Origin of the sequence: Acinetobacter sp. BHS4, from assembly GCF_018454425.1 — a bacterium.
GTDB classification, from domain to species: domain Bacteria; phylum Pseudomonadota; class Gammaproteobacteria; order Pseudomonadales; family Moraxellaceae; genus Acinetobacter; species Acinetobacter pittii.
Window position 1 is genome coordinate 1,143,148 of record NZ_CP075323.1, and the last position, 17,368, is coordinate 1,160,515.

Genomic DNA, 17,368 nt, shown 5'->3' on the forward strand with positions numbered 1-17,368 from the left:
TTTGTGCGCCATCTCACTTTACCAATTCATTTTATCGGCAAGGCTGTTTCGGCAGCCTTGTTTGGTATTCTACTTTTAATTGCTTTTGCTTTAACAGCACCGATGGGAAGCCATGAATATATGGGTTTTTATCGTTATGATTATTTACTCATCTATGCAGTGCTGATTCAGATCTGTCTTTTATATTTAAAACTTGAATCATGGGCAGAAGCCAAAGTTATTGCTTTATTTCATGTCATGGCGATGGTCATGGAAATATTTTTAACACACCCTGCGATTGCATCATGGCAATATCCTCAGCCTGCGGTATTTAAAATTTTAACTGTGCCTTTATTTGCAGGCTTTATGTATTCGGCTGTAGGTAGTTTTTTTGCACGGTCAATTCGACTGTTTCAAGTTTCTTTTGAAAAACTCCCAAGTTTTGGAACGATGCTTTTACTGGCATTTTTCTCATATATAAACTTTATGAGTAAATTTTTTGTACCTGATATTCGTTATATCTTATTTGCAATAAGCATTTTTATTTTTTGGAAAACCAAACTTTATTTTCAGTTAAATGAACATAAATTTAAAATTCCGATGTTACCTGTATTATTTACCCTCGCTTTTCTCATCTGGATTGCTGAAAATATTAGTACTTTTTATAAAATCTGGCTCTATCCAAGTCAGGTAGATGCTTGGCATATGGTGGGTTGGGGTAAACTGGGGTCATGGTATTTATTATTACTCTTAAGTTTAGTACTGGTGCTTAAAATATTGGGTCATCGAGATAATCAAGGTAACTGGAATTTAAGATAAATTTTTCTTTTGCACTTTTTATCATATTGTTTATTTTTTAATTGCTAATTCACAACCATCTCGCTATCTTTAATAGCGTGTAATAAAAATTACACATAACAATACAACACATAAGAAACAATCAATAATGATTTTGGAGATTTACATCTATGTTAAAAAAATTAGCTTTAGCTGCGTTATTAGCGGCTGGTTCAAGTGTTGCAATGGCTGACAACGACGTAGGTTGTGGTGTGGGTACACAAGTCTGGGCTGGCAAAAAAGGAGTAGCGCCTAAAATTCTTGCTGCGACAACAAACGGTATTTTTACTAACCAATTACTAGGGATCACTTTCGGTACTTTAGGCTGCCGTCAAGGCGGAACAGTAACTGCTCAAGTGGTTACATTTACAAATGAAAATGCTGAAGCTTTAGCACGTGATATGGCAGTAGGCCAAGGTGAAAGCCTGAACGTACTTGCTGAGTTAATGCAAATTAAACCTCAAGACAAAGACCGTTTCTTTAAAGTTTCAAAAGCAAACTTTGGTGAAATCTATTCTGCAAATAACCAAAATACGCTTCAAGTTTTAGCATCATTACAAACTGTAATGGCTAAAGACGACGTTTTAAAAGCTTACGTATAAGTTTGAAACTGAAAACCCTGTCGTATGGCAGGGTTTTTCTTATATTTAATGATAAAAATTGATGAGCTTAATGAAGTCAGTTGTTTTAGTTTTTGCCTCTTTGGCAGTGAATATTGCGTATTCAGCAGATATAAATCCATCTATTCAAAAATATTGGTCAATCGCAGAACAACAAAATCTAGATCAAAACATTACATGGCAAAGGCTCATGTATGCCAATAAAAACCATAAAAGTGATGTCACTTACGGTGGCTATTTCATGTCGGAAAATGGGAAAAATAATTTAAAAGAAGAACTGAAAGCGGATATCTCGGCATTATTTATGCCGGCTCAAGATAATCAGTCGATTCGTTGTAAGTTCCCTGCACGTAGCCAATGGCTCATACAAAAAGTAGGTATTCAAGAAAATGAATTGCCTCAAGTAAAGTGTACCGAATTTGAAAACTGGATTGGGCAAATTAAGCCCTACAAAGCGACATTAATTTATGCGACAGATTTTATGGGCAATCCGAGCTCCATGTTTGGGCATACTTTATTGCGTTTAGACCCCAAAGATCAGCAGCAATTAAATTTAGTTTCCTATGCTGTAAATTATGCAGCAACGGTGGCAGGCAACGACAACTGGTCATATTCATGGAAAGGTTTAACAGGGCAGTATCCGGGTGAATATTCACTAATGCCTTATTACCGTAAAGTAAAAGAATATGGCGATTTTGAAAGCCGTGATTTATGGGAATATGAGCTAAATTTAACTCCTGAGGAAACACGTTTCTTGGTGTCTCACATTTGGGAAATGCAACATGTGAGTTTCCCTTATTACTTTGTGAGTGATAACTGTGCCTATCGATTGTTGGGATTAGTGGATTTAGTAAAACCTGAATCTAACTTACAAGAAAAATTTACTTATGCCTCCATTCCAATGGAAACTATTAAATCAATGCAGCAGGAGGGACTTACCAAAGCTCCTGTGTATCGACCTGCTTTAGAAACTCAATTATTGGCACAAGCTCATCAGCATGGTGCCTCATTGGCGAAGGTGGCTCATCAAATTACGATGATGCCGACACAGCAGTCTTCTCAAATTTTAAAATCATTTAGTGAACAAGATCAGGCTAAAATCCTTGAGATGGCTTACGATGATTTATACCTCCAATTTATTAGCCGAAAAATAGAAGAAAGCATTGCTCAGCCGCAGTTACGTCAGCTTTTAGCACTCAGAAGTCAGATTGATTTAGATAAGCAGCGTCAAGAACCTAAAAGACCAACAAAAGAGCCAACTCAAGGTCATAATGCACGTAACTTTTCCGTGAAAGCTGGTGAGATTCAAGGTGATAAGTTTATTGAACTTGGTCATCGGCAAGCCTACCATGACTTAATAGACTCTCAAGGCGGCTATCGTGCAGGTACTCAATTACTATTTTTAAATGGTAATGCACAGTGGCGAGATGATCATTTAAAACTAGAACGTCTTGATTTGTTAGAAGTGAACTCTTATAACCCGATTCAACCTTTTAAAACACCGCTGAGTTGGGGATTTAATTTAGGTTGGCGTCAGGAAGCCATTCATGATGGAAGCTTTAGTGAAGACAAACAACACGGTGTAGCAAGCTTTAATGCTCAGGTCGGTTACAGTCTTGCTGACTATGAGCGCAAACATATTTGCTATGGGCAACTACAGACCTACGTACAAACAGGTTCAAATCTAGATAAAGGGTGGCGTGTAGGGATGGGCCCAACTTTAGGATGTATGAATCAGTGGTTTGAGCGCTTCAACTCTGTCGTGCAAATTGAGTTACCCTATTGGGAAGATCAAAACCAATGGAATTTGAGAGTCAATACGCAGTGGCAATATCTGATTAATCGCAATAATGCTGTTCGATTAAACTGGGATTATGAACAACAAAATCATCAAGACTGGATGAAATCAAGTCTAGGATATGTTTGGTTCTTTTGAATAGCATTACGAATAAAAAAAGGGAAAAATGAATGAAATCATTTTTCCCTTTTTTGTTTTAGCAAAAGATTATTTCTTTATTGCATTTAACACAGCATAAGCTGCTTTAATGCGTTCTTCATTCGGAATACGTTTATTGGTCAACATGACTAAGCCAATATTTTCTTTAGGAATGAACACGACATATGTTCCAAAACCGTTAGTCGAACCAGTTTTGTGGAACATCTTAACTGAAGGTTCTTTTGAAATAGCAGTCACTTTATTAGGCTTCATCACAATTTGTTCTGAATTACTGTCTAATAAAGTTTGTAAAGGCGCTGGATAAGAAAATTCTTCCCAACCAAGTGCCTGATACATCGTGCCGACTTGATAGAAACCTTGATGTGTTTCATTAATTGCACGTTGAATATCTTTCGGATATTTCTGTGGGTTGAGGTTGGCATTAATAAACTTAAGCATATCGGGTAGCGTCGATTTAACCCCATATGCTGGGGCATCTAGCGGACCAGAGTTAACACGAATTGGCTGATTTTCTTGGTTATAGCCAAAAGCATAGTTTTGCATCTGAGTTTTAGGCACATTTACATAGCTATGTTTTAAGCCAAGGCCCGGAAAAATTGTTTTTTCTAAGACTTGGTCGAAAGGTTTATTCATAGACAAAGCAACAACTTTTCCAAATAGGCCAATACTTGGATTTGAATATTGTCTGTATTCACCGATTGGGTTTTTAGGTTTCCAGTCTTTGAAAAAAGTTAAAACTTGTTGGTCTGTTTGTACTTCATCTGGGAACTGCAAGGCAAGGTTACCACTTGTATACGTTGCGAGTTGAAGTAAGTTAACTTGGTCAATCGGTGTGTTTTTTAGTTCTTTCCAATATTTACCAGGCGTATCGTCAAAAGAGATTTTTCCTTTATTTTTTGCATATCCACCTGCTGTCGCGGTAAATAATTTACTGACAGAACCTAGTTCAAAAATGGTACTGCTACTTACGGCTTTTTTATCTTGAACAGATTGTAGACCATAATACATTTCATACTTTTTATTATTCTGAATAACACCCACGGCCATACCCGGCACATCATATTTATCTAATAAAGGTTTAAAATTTTGATCTACCAGTTTTTTAATTTCTTGGTCTTTTGATGTATTGCCCGCATAAATTGAGGTACTAAAAATAAAAAGCGGGGAAAAAAGTAGACAAGAAATTTTTTTAAATCGCATGATTAACTCTAAATCGTTTAAAAATAAAGATGCGTACTTTTATAACAAAAATCACCAAATTTAATTGTTATGTTTTATTGGTTAAGTGCTTTAAATAGATATAAAAAAAAGCCCAACTTCGTCGGGCTTTTATTTTTGCAGTAAAACCGGATTAATAGCTTTCTGGTACTGCACTTAAAAATTCACGACGTGCTTCTTTGTCGGTTTTAAAATCGCCGACAAATGAAACTGTACGGGTTGTAGACTCTTGTTTACCTACACCACGCATCATCATACACATATGTGCTGAATCGATGACTACAGCAACACCGCGAGCACCAGTCACTTCTGCGACAGCTTCTGCGATTTGTTGAGTCAGATTTTCCTGAATTTGCAAACGGCGAGCAAACATCTCGGTAATTCGTGCAAATTTAGATAAGCCAAGAACTTTGCCTTCCGGTAAATAGGCAACATGAACACGACCGTAGAATGGGAGGAGATGATGTTCGCAAAGCGAATAGAATTCAATATTCTTCACCAATACCATTTCATGGTTATCTGATGGGAAAACAGCATTATTGGTGACTTCTTCTAAAGTTTTACTATAGCCAGAAGTTAAATATGAAAAAGCTTTAGCCGCACGCACAGGCGTATCTTTAAGGCCGGGACGATCAAGATCTTCACCGACGGCAGTCAGGATATTTGCGTACGATTGCTGCATTGACATAAGACGTATAAATTTACTCTATTAGACAAGCTCGGCATTGTATCAGAAACATGACCTGATGTTCATAAATCCTCGCACTATATTTATTTTGGTTTTGCGCAGGCTTAATAAAAGATGAATAAATTTCATGTTTTTTATCGTTAATAGTCAAGTGTTTGGACATGAAATGTGCGCTTAATATTGGTAAGTTCTAAATGATCGCGTAATGGCATCATATTTGCACAGAAGCATTATTATAAAGCATAAGGATAAAACATGTTAGAACGTCCAATCACCTTCTTTTTCCGTGGTGGTCAGCAGCAAGTAGAAAATGTAGTACCTACAATGACGGTTTTACAATTTCTACGAGAATATACCCAAACTGGTAAGACTAGGCAGACTGGTACAAAAGAGGGATGTGCTGAGGGCGATTGTGGTGCATGTACAGTAGTGATTGGTGAGTTGGTCAATGACAACCTGCAATTACGCAGTGTGAATGCGTGTATTCAGTTTTTACCCACTTTAGATGGTAAAGCCTTATTTACAGTAGAAGACCTTCATAGCTTATTGCCTGTACAAGATGGCACACTTCATCCGGTACAACAGGCGATGGTTGATATGCATGGTTCACAATGCGGTTTTTGTACACCCGGTTTTATCATGTCGTTATGGTCAATGTACGAAAATGAACAACATTCTCCAAGCAAAGATAAAATCAGTGATTATCTTTCTGGAAACTTATGTCGTTGTACAGGCTATCGCCCTATTTTAGATGCAGCACAAAAAGCTTATGACTATCCACGTGTTGTATTAGAACGTCAAAAAGTAATTGATGTATTAAAAGAGATCAGAACATTACCTGCATTACATTTAAATGATCATGGTCAACAATTCTTTGCACCAAAGACTTTGCAGGATTTTGCCGTATTACGCTTGCAGTTGCCGCAAGCGCGTATTGTTGCAGGGAGCACAGATGTCGGTTTGTGGGTAACAAAGCAGGGCCGTGATTTGGGCGATATGCTTTATATCGGTCAAGTTGAAGAGCTCAAAAAGATTGTAGTCACAGACCATGCTTTAACGATTGGAGCAAATGTCAGTTTAAGTGATGCACTCATTAAAATTTCAGATTTTTATCCCGACTTTCAAGAATTACAGCGCCGTTTTGCTTCCATGCCGATTAAAAATGCAGGAACACTAGGTGGAAATATTGCCAATGGTTCGCCGATTGGCGATTCAATGCCGGCATTAATTCCGCTAGGTACACGATTGATTTTGCGTGTAGGTGAACAGACCCGTGAAATCGCCTTGGAAGACTTTTATTTAGATTATCAAAAAACAGCATTACGACTTGGTGAGTTTGTTGAGGCGATTGTTATTCCGCTTCGCGAAGGGCAGACACGTTTTAAATTTGCCAGCTATAAAATTGCCAAACGTTTTGAGCAAGATATTTCTGCGGTATGTGCAGCCATTTCATGCGATTTAGATAATGATGATGTCGCTCACAATGTAAGAATTGCTTTTGGTGGTATGGCAGCTATTCCTAAACGTGCAAAATATGCAGAAGCCATATTGGAAGGTCAGCAACTTACAGCAGAATTGATCGTTCTGGCACAAGAGGCCTTGTCAAAAGACTATCAGCCTTTAGATGATGGACGTGCTAGCTCGGCATATCGTTTACACGTCGCGAAAAACTGTTTACAGCGTTTTTATGTAGAAAAAATCCTGTCTCAAACGATCACTCGTGTGAATGACTTGATCGCTATGGTGGAGATCTAAAATGAATCAAACCATTGACTTAAATATTTCTAAAAAATCAGCTAAAGCAGGCGACTCGATTCCACACGAAAGTGCACATTTACATGTGACTGGGCAGGCAACTTATATTGATGATTTACCCGAGCTTGAAAATACCATGCATTTGGCGGTCGGATTTTCAAGTTGTGCCAAAGGTAAAATCAGTAAGTTTGATTTGGATGCCGTACGTCAGGCTGAAGGTGTTTATGCAGTTTTTTCGGCAAAGGATATTGAGGTTGAAAATAATTGGGGGCCGATTGTTAAAGATGACCCAATTTTTGCCGAAGAGCAGGTTGAGTTTTATGGACAAGCCTTGTTTGTGGTTGTTGCCGAGAGTTATCAACAAGCCCGTCAGGCAGTTCGCTTGGCAAAAATTGAGTATGAGCCCGAAACCCCAATTTTAACGATTCAAGATGCAATTGAAAAAGAATCGTGGGTGTTACCGCCTGTTGAATTTAGCCATGGTGAAGTTGAGCAGGCATTTCAAAACGCAGCCCATCAACTTTCTGGAACCATTGAGCTGGGTGGGCAAGAGCATTTTTATCTTGAAGGACAGATTTCTTATGCGATTCCACAAGAAAATCAGAGTTTAAAAGTCTATTGCTCGACACAACATCCAACCGAAATGCAGTTACTGATTTGTCATGCATTAGGCATGAATATGCATCAGGTCAGTGTGGAAAGTCGCCGTATGGGTGGCGGTTTTGGTGGTAAAGAGTCACAGTCGGCGCAGTGGGCATGCATTGCATCTTTGGCAGCGAAAAAAACAAGTCGTCCGTGTAAATTACGCTTGGATCGTGATGATGACATGAGTGCTACAGGCAAACGTCACGGTTTTGCTTATGAGTGGTCTGTAGCTTTTGATGACAGTGGTGTTCTGCAAGGCTTAAAGGTACAACTGGCTTCAAACTGCGGTTTTTCGGCTGATCTTTCTGGGCCAGTGAATGAACGTGCGATTTGCCATATTGGCAATGCCTATTATCTAAATGCAGTTGAGCTACGTAACTTACGTTGTAAAACCAATACTGTTTCTAATACCGCATACCGTGGTTTCGGTGGACCGCAAGGCATGTTTGTCATCGAAAATATTATTGATGACATTGCTCGTTATTTAGGTTGTGACCCGGTTGAAATTCGTCAACGTAATTTCTTTGCCGAGCAGCCTGGTGCTGGACGTGACCGTATGCACTATGGGGCAGAAGTCCGTGATAATGTTGCGCCAAAATTGGTAGCTGAATTATTGCAGACTAGCGATTATGCGAAACGCAAACAGGCTATTCAGGCCTTTAATCAGAATAATGACATCATTAAACGTGGTATTGCGTTAACCCCATTAATGTTTGGTATTTCGTTTAACGCCGTACATTACAATCAGGCGGGTGCACTGGTCTATGTGTATATGGATGGTACTGTTTCTATTACCCATGGCGGTACGGAAATGGGACAGGGGCTATATACCAAAGTACGTCAGGTTGCTGCGCATGAGTTGGGTTTACCAATCGATAGCGTTCGTTTAATTGCAACCGATACTTCTCGTGTGCCAAATACTTCGGCAACTGCAGCATCGAGTGGCGCGGATTTAAATGGTAAAGCTGTTCAAAATGCCTGTATTAAAATTCGTGAGCGTCTGGCAAAACTTGCAGCAGACATAAGCGACAGTGACGCTGAAAAAGTCCAGTTTGAAGATAGTATGGTTTCAACAGCGAATGGTCACTCATGGACATTTCCAGATTTGGTTCAACGGGCATATATGGCACGTGTACAGCTATGGGACAGCGGTTTTTATAAAACGCCAGAAATTCACTATGATCAGGTCAACCATTTGGGGCGTCCATTTTTCTATTATGCCTATGGTGCAGCAGTCAGTGAGGTCGCAATAGATACCTTAACAGGGGAAATGAAAGTATTACGTGCTGACATTTTGCATGACGTTGGGCGCTCAATTAACCCTGCAATTGATATTGGACAAATTGAAGGTGGTTTTGTTCAAGGGATGGGATGGCTCACGACAGAAGAGCTGTATTGGCAGCCGCATGGACCACACGTAGGCCGTTTGTTTACCCATGCGCCTTCAACTTATAAAATCCCGACCAGTGTAGATATTCCTCATATTTTTAATGTTAAATTGTTTAATAATCAAAATCAGGCAGACACCATTTACCGCTCCAAAGCTGTAGGTGAACCGCCATTTATGTTGGCATTATCTGTTTTCTCTGCAATTCGTCAGGCGGTACAGGCGGCTATTCCCGAAAAAGCTCCGCTCGTGCTCAATGCTCCAGCAACTGCCGAGGAAATTTTACGTGCAATTGCGATTGGACGAGGACAGGCTTTGGCTAACCGTCTACAAGCTAAAATGTAGAAGATTATGCAACATTTACAATGGTGGACTGATTTTGTAGCGTGGCAAGTCGATGCTCTGCCTATGGTATTGGTCACAGTAGTTCGCGCTGATGGTTCAACACCACGAGAAGTTGGTGCAACCATGTTATTGCGGTTTAATTCGCAACAGCAATGGCAGCAGTCAGATACGATCGGTGGCGGGCATTTAGAGTTTCACGCGATTGATATCGCTAAAGCAATTTTAAAAGAAACGGAAACTTGTGTGAGGCGTATTGAACGCTTTAACCTCAGTGCTCGGTTGGGGCAGTGTTGTGGCGGAGTAATGTGGTTATTGTTTGAAAAAATATCACCCGCTACGGTCACATCGGATTTATCCGTGAGTTTGCAAGCATGGCGAGTTGGAAAGCGTATATCGCGTACCGTCTCACATCAATATGCATCCACTTGGCAGACTATGGATAGGGAACGACAACCAAGTTTCGAGTTTGATTCTGACAGTAGTGAGCAATGGCAATTTAGCCAGCAGATTCAGCCTTATGCCATGCAAGTGCTGATTTGTGGCGCCGGGCATGTGGGAGAAGCAATTGTTCGCTGTTTATTGCCTATTGGAATTCGGGTGAAATGGATTGATCCACGTGATGATATTTTCCCATCCGATTTATTGGAACAGGTGCAATGCTTAACGACTGATACCTTAGAAGCCGAGATCGAGCATTTTGACCGTTCAGGAGCAATTTTAATATTAACTCATGACCATCAATTAGATTTGCAACTATGTTTTGTAGCTTTAAAACCTACGGCAAAACCATTTGCTTATGTAGGAATGATTGGTTCAAAAAGTAAAAGGGCTATTTTTGAAAAACGTATGCAAGTACGTGGTTATACTCAGGAAACATTACAACGTTTGGTTTGCCCAATCGGGATAGAAGGGATTTCATCGAAACAACCTGCAATGATTGCCATTGCAGTAGTTGCTCAATTATTACAGGTATTTGATGTAAAAAAATGATCCCAAAGGATCATTTTTTTTGTTCGAACTTAGGATTTTTTTCTGCACGTTTAAGCAGTACGAGAACGGCACCTGTACCACCTTGATTTTCAGGGGCACTTACAAAGGCCAAAACATCGCGGTGCTGACGTAACCATCCATTGACATAGGTTTTTAAGACCGCTTCTGGGCCTTTACCATGCACAATTTTGATGACATTTTGATTTTCATCTTTTGCCATCTGGATAATCTGTAAAACTGCGTCACGTGCTTGTTCAATGGTACAGCCGTGTAAATCTACAGCTTCAAACCAACGCATCTTGCCTGCTTTTAAGTCTTCAAAAACCTTATGTTGCAGAGTCGCAATGCGATAGCTTAACGTTGCTTGGCTTGCGACTGGATTTAAAGCAGCTTGAGTATCTGATAGTTCGGCATGTTCGGTATCACGGCCACCTTCTGCGGCTGCACGTTTCGCTAGAGTTTGTGCGTCGACTTTTCTGGCACGAGGTGTTTTTACATCGGCAACATTGCTATTGTTGATGCGTTTTACACCTGCAACAGCCTGTTGAAACAGATGGGTATCTTCCAATTCTTCAGGCTCAGCCTGAGATTTTTTAGTCTCAGGCTGATTTGTGATTTTGCTTGAATGAGGATTGGAGATTTGCTTTTTAAATTGCTTCAATAACTTCTGTTGCTCTTTAGAAAGCGATGAATCTTTATTACTCATATATCTTCATTAAACCGTTTGGGGTTGTCCAAAAAGGGCAGTAAAAGCTTGATCTGGACGAGGTTGTTTCATAAAACTTTCGCCCACCAAGAAGCTGTGAATATCATGCTCTTGCATCATATGCACATCGTCTGGTGTCGCAATACCGCTTTCAGTAATTAGTAAACGTGAGGTCGGAAGTAATTTTTTCAATCGAATGGATGTATTTAAATCTACATCAAACGTTTTTAAATTACGATTATTCACGCCTAATAAACATTGCTCAGAAAGCTTTAAAGCGCGTTCCATTTCTTCTTCGTCATGAACTTCAACCAATACATCAAGTTGATGTTCAAACGCAGTTTTCGACATTTCTTCGAGTTGCTGGTCAGACAAACAAGCAACAATTAATAAAATACAGTCAGCATGCAAAGCACGAGCTTCAACTACATTATATGGGTCAATCAGAAAGTCTTTACGTAAAGCAGGGAGGGCACAATGATTGCGAGCAATCGCAATATTTTCATCTGCTCCCTGAAAGAAATCAACATCGGTCAGTACCGATAGACATGCTGCTCCAGCTTGTTCATATTGCTGGGCAATTTCAGCAGGATTAAAGTCTGCGCGAATAATTCCTTTTGATGGAGACGCTTTTTTAATTTCAGCAATCACAGCAGGGCGTTTATGTTTTAAAGCATTTGCAAAGCCACGAACTGGAGTCGCAGCTTTTGCTAGTTCTTCAACATCTTGCAAATTACGTTGTTTTAAACGCGTAGCAAGTTCCTCATGTTTACGGTCAACAATTTTACCTAAAATGGTATTTTGAATATTAATCATGAGAAATCCTTAATCTGCCTGAGATTGCTTTAATGTTTTGGTAAATTCAGCCAAAACACTCATTTTTTCTAAAGCTTGTCCGCCATAGATAATATCTTGAGCGAATGTAACAGCCTGAGCATAAGTTTTGGTAATACCAGCCACATAAATTCCTGCACCTGCATTAAGTGCAATCATGTTTGCTGCTTTTTCACCAATAGCAGTTTTATTTTTACCTAACGCATCTTTAATTAGCTTTAAGCTGGCAGCGGCATCCGCAACAACCAAACCATTTAAAGTTTGTGATTCAATTCCGACATCTTCTGGGTTAAGCGTCCATTCAGTAATTTCGCCGTCTTTGAGTTCTGCAACAGCAGTAGGAGCAGCAAGGCTGATTTCATCGAGTCCATCTCTTGAATGAACCACCATGACATGTTCAGCACCGAGTTGCTTCATCACTTCGGCAATTGGACGACAAAGTTCATCTGAAAACACGCCAATCACAAAACGTTTTACACCAGCCGGATTCGTAAGCGGGCCAAGTAAATTAAAGATACTGCGAACACCAAGCTCTCGACGTGGTCCAACAGCATATTTCATTGCTTTATGATGGTTTGGAGCAAATAAAAACCCTACACCCATCTCACGGATGCAGCGTTCGGTTTGTTGCATGTCTAAATCAAGATGAATACCTGCTTGCTCAAGCAAGTCAGATGAACCTGATTTGCTTGAAACGCCTCGGTTGCCATGTTTTGCAATGGTTGCACCTGCCGCCGCAATTACAAAGCTTGAAGCTGTAGAGACGTTAAATAAGTTTTGCCCATCACCACCCGTGCCGACAATATCAACTAAATATTTGATATCACTGACATCAATTTTGATGGCAAATTCACGCATGACACGCGCAGCAGCAGTAATTTCGTCAATACTTTCACCTTTCATGCGAAGGCCCATCATCAAAGCACCAATTTGTGCTTCGGTTGCCTCACCTTGCATGATACTACGCATAATGTCTTCCATTTGCGGCTGAGTCAGGTGAATATTTTTTGTTATATGGTTAAGTGCTTGTTGAATATTCATAGGGATCACTTATGCATAAATATCTAAAAAGTTTTTAAAGATTTGATGGCCATGTTGACTCAAGATTGATTCAGGATGGAATTGCACGCCTTCAACAGGAAGTGTCTTATGTTTAACACCCATGATTTCTTCCATTGAGCCATCTGCTTCATTAGTCCAGCACGTTACTTCAAGACAGTCAGGTAGTGTTTCTTGATCAATGACTAATGAATGATAACGAGTCGCTGAGAATGGGCTAGGAAGATTACTGAAAATACCTTTATTGCTATGGTACATATCAGATAAACGTCCATGCATCACCGTTTTGGCTCTTATAATTTTTCCACCAAAAGCCTGCCCAATACTTTGATGCCCTAAACACACGCCAAGTAGAGGAATTTTTCCGGCAAAGTGGTTAATTGCAGGAATTGAAATACCTGCTTCGCTTGGAGAGCAAGGGCCAGGACCAATAACTAGATATTTTGGTTGCCATCGTTCAATATCCTCTAATGTGACTTGATCATTGCGAACTACTTTTACTTCCTGATTCAACTCGCCAAAATACTGGACGATGTTGTAGGTAAAAGAGTCGTAATTGTCGATCATTAGAAGCATGATGAACTTAACCTCATGATAATTAAAATATATTTAATAAGTGACTAAAATAGTTACCCATATTGATACCCGTTTTCAGAAAAGGCTTTTTAGGTTTTAAAATAAGAAGCCGCTTTCTAATGGGCTAATATAGCAAAAAAAGAAGTAACCAGTTTAACTATTTCATTCGTTAGAAATTTGCAGAAAAACGGCTTTAAGAAGTGAGTCTTTTGAAATGATATATAAGTACAATTAAGGCAGAATAAGCTTTTCTTAAAAATAAAAAACTATTCTGCCTTGGTCATACAAGAAGATTAAATCTTACGTGTGTTATAGATCAGCCAATCTAAAACATCGCCAGATAAATGTTCGGCCAGTCTTTCTTGAACAGTTTGATGGTAACCATTTAACCAGTCTTTCTCTTCATTCGTTAGCATGTCAACGATGATACAATCTAAATGAATCGGGCAAAGGGTTAGCGTTTCAAATTCTAAGAAATCGCCGTAGGTTTTCTCAAACCCTGAGTGAAGTCTGTTTGCAACCAGATTTTCAATACGAATGCCGTATTGTCCTTCATGGTATAAGCCCGGTTCATTAGAGAGAATCATTCCTTCACGCAACTTACTATAGGCATGTATAGGCGCGTAATAAGAAAGAACTTGCGGACCTTCATGAACGTTAAGTGCAAAGCCTACACCGTGACCTGTGCCATGGCGATAATCTAAACCATATTGCCATAAAGTATGGCGACAAATTGAATCGAGTAGTGGTGCAGCTAAACCTTCTGGATAAATCGTTTTTGCCAAAGCAATGTGACATTTTAAAACCAGAGTATAGTCACGTTTTTGTTGCTCTGTTGGCGTTCCTACAGGAACAACACGGGTAATATCCGTTGTTCCATCAACATACTGCCCGCCAGAGTCAATCAGTAATAGGCCATCGCCTTCAATAAATGAATAGTGCTCTTCAGTTGCACGGTAGTGAGGTAAAGCACCATTAGCATTAAAGCCAGCAATCGTTGAAAAACTTGGGCCTATAAATCCGTTTTGCTCAGCACGGCAAGCTGTAATCTTCTCATCAATAGTGAGTTCTGAAATGCTTTCACCATGATGAAGGGCTTTCTCTAACCAGTGAAAAAAGTGGCAAAGCGCGACTCCATCTTTAACCATTGCGTGACGGATATGCGCAATTTCGCTTTCATGCTTACGCGATTTAAAAAGTGTACTTGGGTTGATGTCGTAGACAACCTGAATATCTTTTGCGATAGCCTGTTCATGAAAAATCGAGACTTTGGCTGGATCTAAAAGTACCGAGGTATCAGAAATATTCGATAAAAACTTAGCTGTATCTTCGTAGTCACGAATCTCAATGTCATCAGCTTTGAAAGCTTGTTGAGAGGTTGAATCAACTTTGTTGCTATCAATGAATAAAACAGCCTGTTGAGTACTGATATACAAATGTGAAAGGAATACAGGGTTATACTCTACATCTTGTCCACGTGCATTTAAGACCCATGCAATATCATCTAAAGATGAAATAAAATGACCCGCAATATTCTTGTTAGCTAAGCTCTCGCGAATTGCCTGAATTTTTTCTTTACGAGATAGGGCATTTAACCCTTCAGGCATTAAATGAATCTGCTCTAAAGGAAGTTCTGGACGATTAGACCAGATTGAACCAATTAAATCTTGCTGTGTTTCAAGCTTAAAGCCACGTTGCTTTGCTGTATTTTCCAACGCTTTAAATTGCTGGATTGAAAGTGTTTGCCCATTTACTGAAATAACCGAACCAGCCGGTAGATTTTTCTCAATCCATGCGAGATGTGTAGAAGATTCATCACTGGTCAGTTTTTGTAATTGAAAGCCAGTTCCAGCGAGTTGTTGTTCGGCTTGTACCCAATAGCGCCCATCAGCCCAGAGTCCTGCAAAGTTTTGGGTCACAACTAAAGTGCCAACAGAGCCACTAAAACCGCTTAACCACTGCCTTGCTTTCCAATAGTCTGGTAAATATTCAGACATATGGGGGTCTGCACTCATAACAACCAAAGTATCAATACTTTGATTGGTCATGAGTTCACGAAGTTTCGCTAGTTTTTCTGGAACAGTTAAGTCGTTCATATCGTTTCCAAATCAGGTTGAACTTTGTTGGTACTTTTGTCCATTAATTTATTCATTGGTTTCTTTAATAAAAATAACACGATTGCGCCAATAACCAAGGCTAATACACAGCGCATAAATAGGCTAGGTAAATGATTAATACCATCTGCCGAGACTTGCCCGCCAATTAAACCTGCGATGAGGTTGCCAAGAGCTGTACCTGTAAACCATAAACCCATAATTTGACTACGTATGACATCAGGTGCAAGTTTGGTCATGGTTGATAAGCCAATTGGGCTTAAGCAAAGTTCACCTATGGTAAGAAGAAATAAAGTACCGACTAACCAAAATGGTGAAACTACTCCACTATGAATAGCAAAATGACTGGCTAGAGACATAAGTAAAAAGCCACATGCTGCGAATAACAACGCAATAATAAATTTGCTGATATAGCTTGGATCTTTATTCGCTTTACCTAGCTTCGCCCATAGCCAAGCTGCAACTGGAGCAAAGATAATAATAAAAAGAGCATTGATTGATTCAAACCATACAGTCGGGATTTCAAATCCAAAAAACATACGATCTGTATAGTCTTGTGCAAATAAAGTAAAAGTTGTGGGCTTTTGTTCAAAAGCTGACCAGAATAGGGCAGAGGCTGCTAATAAAACAAAACAAATAATAATTTTAAATTTGTCATGCTGCTCTAAATTCAAGAAAAGTAATAAATAAGCAAAGTAAGCAATAATGCCGATGCCAATCCCAACTGTTAAATAAGTTGCTACCGCGACCGGATTAATATGAATGACACCAAATAAGGTAAGCGTAATAATGACTGCAACTGCAAATAAAAAGCTAAATACAATTTTAGGCGCATTTTTATTTTCTACGACAGGTTTATTCCAATTGTCATTTTCTTGACGTAACTCATTAAAAGTTTGTAACTGAGGAACAGCCAATACACGAAAAATAAGTAATGCAACTAACATCCCAAGGCCACCAATTCCAAAACCTAAGTGCCAGTTATGATCACGTGCTAATAAGCCTGTAAGAAGAGGAGCAATAAAAGAACCTAAATTAATCCCCATGTAAAAAATGGAAAAACCAGCATCGCGCCTACTATCTTGAGCTTTATATAACGTTCCGACAATCACTGAAATACAGGTTTTAAATAATCCGGTACCTAAAACAATAAGGACTAAACCGAAATAAAAAAAGAATTGATCAAAAATGGTAGTGAGAGCAATAGATAAATGACCTAGTGCTATAATAATAGAACCATACCAGACCGATCGTGCCTGACCTAACCAGTTATCAGCAATCCAGCCACCAAAAACAGTCATTAAATACATAGATCCAGCGAATAACCCAACAATTGCGGCTGCAGTTGGACGGTCAAGACCTAAACCACCGTCATTAACCATTGCAATCATATAAAGAACGAGTAAAGGCCGAATACCATAATAAGAAAATCTTTCCCAAAGCTCTGTAAAAAATAAAGTTTTTAATGGTTTTGGATGGCCGAAAAAAGCTCTGTCATATTGTTCGAGTTCATGCTTCATTTCAAATCCTTTGAACATATTTGTAGTTTAGATAAAACAAAACTTTTAGTTTGTTTAATTATAAAAAAAAGTTATGTTTTATTTTTTAGATTTTTTAAAATGAAAAAGCAAGTTGGTCATGTATAAAAAAGGTATATA

Annotated in this window: 14 protein-coding genes; 6 read left to right on the plus strand and 8 right to left on the minus strand. The window is 39.2% G+C overall.

Translation table 11 applies throughout. The features are described 5' to 3' along the window. Positions 1 to 3: 3 nt before the first annotated feature. The 3 genes from KIP84_RS05435 to KIP84_RS05445 all read left to right on the plus strand — a co-directional run bounded on the left by KIP84_RS05435 (position 4) and on the right by KIP84_RS05445 (position 3,372). A complete protein-coding gene (locus tag KIP84_RS05435) occupies positions 4 to 798 on the plus strand; it encodes a DUF817 domain-containing protein (RefSeq protein WP_213689467.1) in 795 nt (264 codons plus the stop codon). 149 nt (positions 799 to 947) lie between these two features. Next, the gene (locus tag KIP84_RS05440) at positions 948 to 1,418 is read left to right on the plus strand and encodes a DUF3015 family protein (RefSeq protein WP_003650547.1); all 471 of its coding nucleotides are present in this window, start codon (positions 948 to 950) and stop codon (positions 1,416 to 1,418) included. Between the two features lie 61 nt (positions 1,419 to 1,479). Then, a complete protein-coding gene (locus KIP84_RS05445) occupies positions 1,480 to 3,372 on the plus strand; it encodes a DUF4105 domain-containing protein (protein WP_213689468.1) in 1,893 nt (630 codons plus the stop codon). Positions 3,373 to 3,441: 69 nt separating this feature from the next. Here the strand turns inward: KIP84_RS05445 and blaADC are convergent, their stop codons facing one another. Together blaADC and folE are read right to left on the minus strand one after the other, a co-directional pair. Next, positions 3,442 to 4,593, minus strand: a complete 1,152-nt coding sequence (blaADC, locus tag KIP84_RS05450) for an ADC family extended-spectrum class C beta-lactamase (protein WP_213689469.1) — start codon at positions 4,591 to 4,593, stop codon at positions 3,442 to 3,444. Between the two features lie 151 nt (positions 4,594 to 4,744). Continuing rightward, positions 4,745 to 5,293 carry a GTP cyclohydrolase I FolE gene (gene folE / locus KIP84_RS05455; RefSeq protein WP_002118643.1) on the minus strand — a complete coding sequence of 183 codons (549 nt, stop codon included), beginning with the start codon at positions 5,291 to 5,293 and terminating at the stop codon, positions 4,745 to 4,747. Between the two features lie 261 nt (positions 5,294 to 5,554). Here folE and xdhA point away from each other — a divergent pair, with 261 nt between their 5' ends. Genes xdhA through xdhC form a run of 3 tightly spaced genes read left to right on the plus strand, consistent with a single transcriptional unit; the run spans position 5,555 to position 10,421 of the window. Next, a complete protein-coding gene (xdhA, locus tag KIP84_RS05460; protein WP_213689470.1) occupies positions 5,555 to 7,054 on the plus strand; it encodes a xanthine dehydrogenase small subunit in 1,500 nt (499 codons plus the stop codon). 1 nt (position 7,055) lies between these two features. Beyond that, on the plus strand, positions 7,056 to 9,431 hold the full coding sequence (gene xdhB, locus KIP84_RS05465; RefSeq protein WP_213689471.1) for a xanthine dehydrogenase molybdopterin binding subunit: 2,376 nt from the start codon (positions 7,056 to 7,058) through the stop codon (positions 9,429 to 9,431). A gap of 6 nt (positions 9,432 to 9,437) precedes the next feature. Then, positions 9,438 to 10,421 carry a xanthine dehydrogenase accessory protein XdhC gene (gene xdhC / locus KIP84_RS05470; protein ID WP_199113018.1) on the plus strand — a complete coding sequence of 328 codons (984 nt, stop codon included), beginning with the start codon at positions 9,438 to 9,440 and terminating at the stop codon, positions 10,419 to 10,421. A 10-nt stretch (positions 10,422 to 10,431) separates the two neighbouring features. On the opposite strand, the gene KIP84_RS05475 is transcribed toward xdhC, so the two are convergent. From KIP84_RS05475 to KIP84_RS05500, 6 genes are all read right to left on the minus strand, one after another. Then, complete coding sequence (locus KIP84_RS05475) at positions 10,432 to 11,127, minus strand: Smr/MutS family protein (RefSeq protein WP_005068085.1); 696 nt, start codon at positions 11,125 to 11,127, stop codon at positions 10,432 to 10,434. Positions 11,128 to 11,136: 9 nt separating this feature from the next. Then, positions 11,137 to 11,943, minus strand: a complete 807-nt coding sequence (gene trpC, locus KIP84_RS05480) for an indole-3-glycerol phosphate synthase TrpC (protein ID WP_213689472.1) — start codon at positions 11,941 to 11,943, stop codon at positions 11,137 to 11,139. 9 nt (positions 11,944 to 11,952) lie between these two features. Beyond that, positions 11,953 to 13,002, minus strand: coding sequence for an anthranilate phosphoribosyltransferase (gene trpD, locus KIP84_RS05485; RefSeq protein WP_213689473.1), 1,050 nt, complete (start codon positions 13,000 to 13,002; stop codon positions 11,953 to 11,955). 9 nt (positions 13,003 to 13,011) lie between these two features. Next, on the minus strand, positions 13,012 to 13,596 hold the full coding sequence (locus KIP84_RS05490) for an aminodeoxychorismate/anthranilate synthase component II (RefSeq protein WP_064785951.1): 585 nt from the start codon (positions 13,594 to 13,596) through the stop codon (positions 13,012 to 13,014). A gap of 293 nt (positions 13,597 to 13,889) precedes the next feature. Then, positions 13,890 to 15,692 carry an aminopeptidase P family protein gene (locus KIP84_RS05495; RefSeq protein WP_213689474.1) on the minus strand — a complete coding sequence of 601 codons (1,803 nt, stop codon included), beginning with the start codon at positions 15,690 to 15,692 and terminating at the stop codon, positions 13,890 to 13,892. Continuing rightward, the gene (locus KIP84_RS05500) at positions 15,689 to 17,248 is read right to left on the minus strand and encodes a peptide MFS transporter (protein WP_213689475.1); all 1,560 of its coding nucleotides are present in this window, start codon (positions 17,246 to 17,248) and stop codon (positions 15,689 to 15,691) included. Before KIP84_RS05500 ends, KIP84_RS05495 begins: the two co-directional genes overlap by 4 nt. Positions 17,249 to 17,368: the final 120 nt, after the last annotated feature.

What these genes read in the sequence shown, in the direction of transcription:
- KIP84_RS05440 (WP_003650547.1), top strand. Translation starts at nt 948, where the DNA reads ATGTTAAAAAAATTAGCTTTAGCTGCGTTATTAGCGGCTGGTTCAAGT.
- KIP84_RS05445 (WP_213689468.1), top strand. Translation starts at nt 1,480, where the DNA reads ATGAGCTTAATGAAGTCAGTTGTTTTAGTTTTTGCCTCTTTGGCAGTG.
- blaADC (WP_213689469.1), bottom strand. Translation starts at nt 4,593, where the DNA reads ATGCGATTTAAAAAAATTTCTTGTCTACTTTTTTCCCCGCTTTTTATT.
- folE (WP_002118643.1), bottom strand. Translation starts at nt 5,293, where the DNA reads ATGCAGCAATCGTACGCAAATATCCTGACTGCCGTCGGTGAAGATCTT.
- xdhA (WP_213689470.1), top strand. Translation starts at nt 5,555, where the DNA reads ATGTTAGAACGTCCAATCACCTTCTTTTTCCGTGGTGGTCAGCAGCAA.
- xdhB (WP_213689471.1), top strand. Translation starts at nt 7,056, where the DNA reads ATGAATCAAACCATTGACTTAAATATTTCTAAAAAATCAGCTAAAGCA.
- xdhC (WP_199113018.1), top strand. Translation starts at nt 9,438, where the DNA reads ATGCAACATTTACAATGGTGGACTGATTTTGTAGCGTGGCAAGTCGAT.
- KIP84_RS05475 (WP_005068085.1), bottom strand. Translation starts at nt 11,127, where the DNA reads ATGAGTAATAAAGATTCATCGCTTTCTAAAGAGCAACAGAAGTTATTG.
- trpC (WP_213689472.1), bottom strand. Translation starts at nt 11,943, where the DNA reads ATGATTAATATTCAAAATACCATTTTAGGTAAAATTGTTGACCGTAAA.
- trpD (WP_213689473.1), bottom strand. Translation starts at nt 13,002, where the DNA reads ATGAATATTCAACAAGCACTTAACCATATAACAAAAAATATTCACCTG.
- KIP84_RS05490 (WP_064785951.1), bottom strand. Translation starts at nt 13,596, where the DNA reads ATGCTTCTAATGATCGACAATTACGACTCTTTTACCTACAACATCGTC.
- KIP84_RS05495 (WP_213689474.1), bottom strand. Translation starts at nt 15,692, where the DNA reads ATGAACGACTTAACTGTTCCAGAAAAACTAGCGAAACTTCGTGAACTC.
- KIP84_RS05500 (WP_213689475.1), bottom strand. Translation starts at nt 17,248, where the DNA reads ATGTTCAAAGGATTTGAAATGAAGCATGAACTCGAACAATATGACAGA.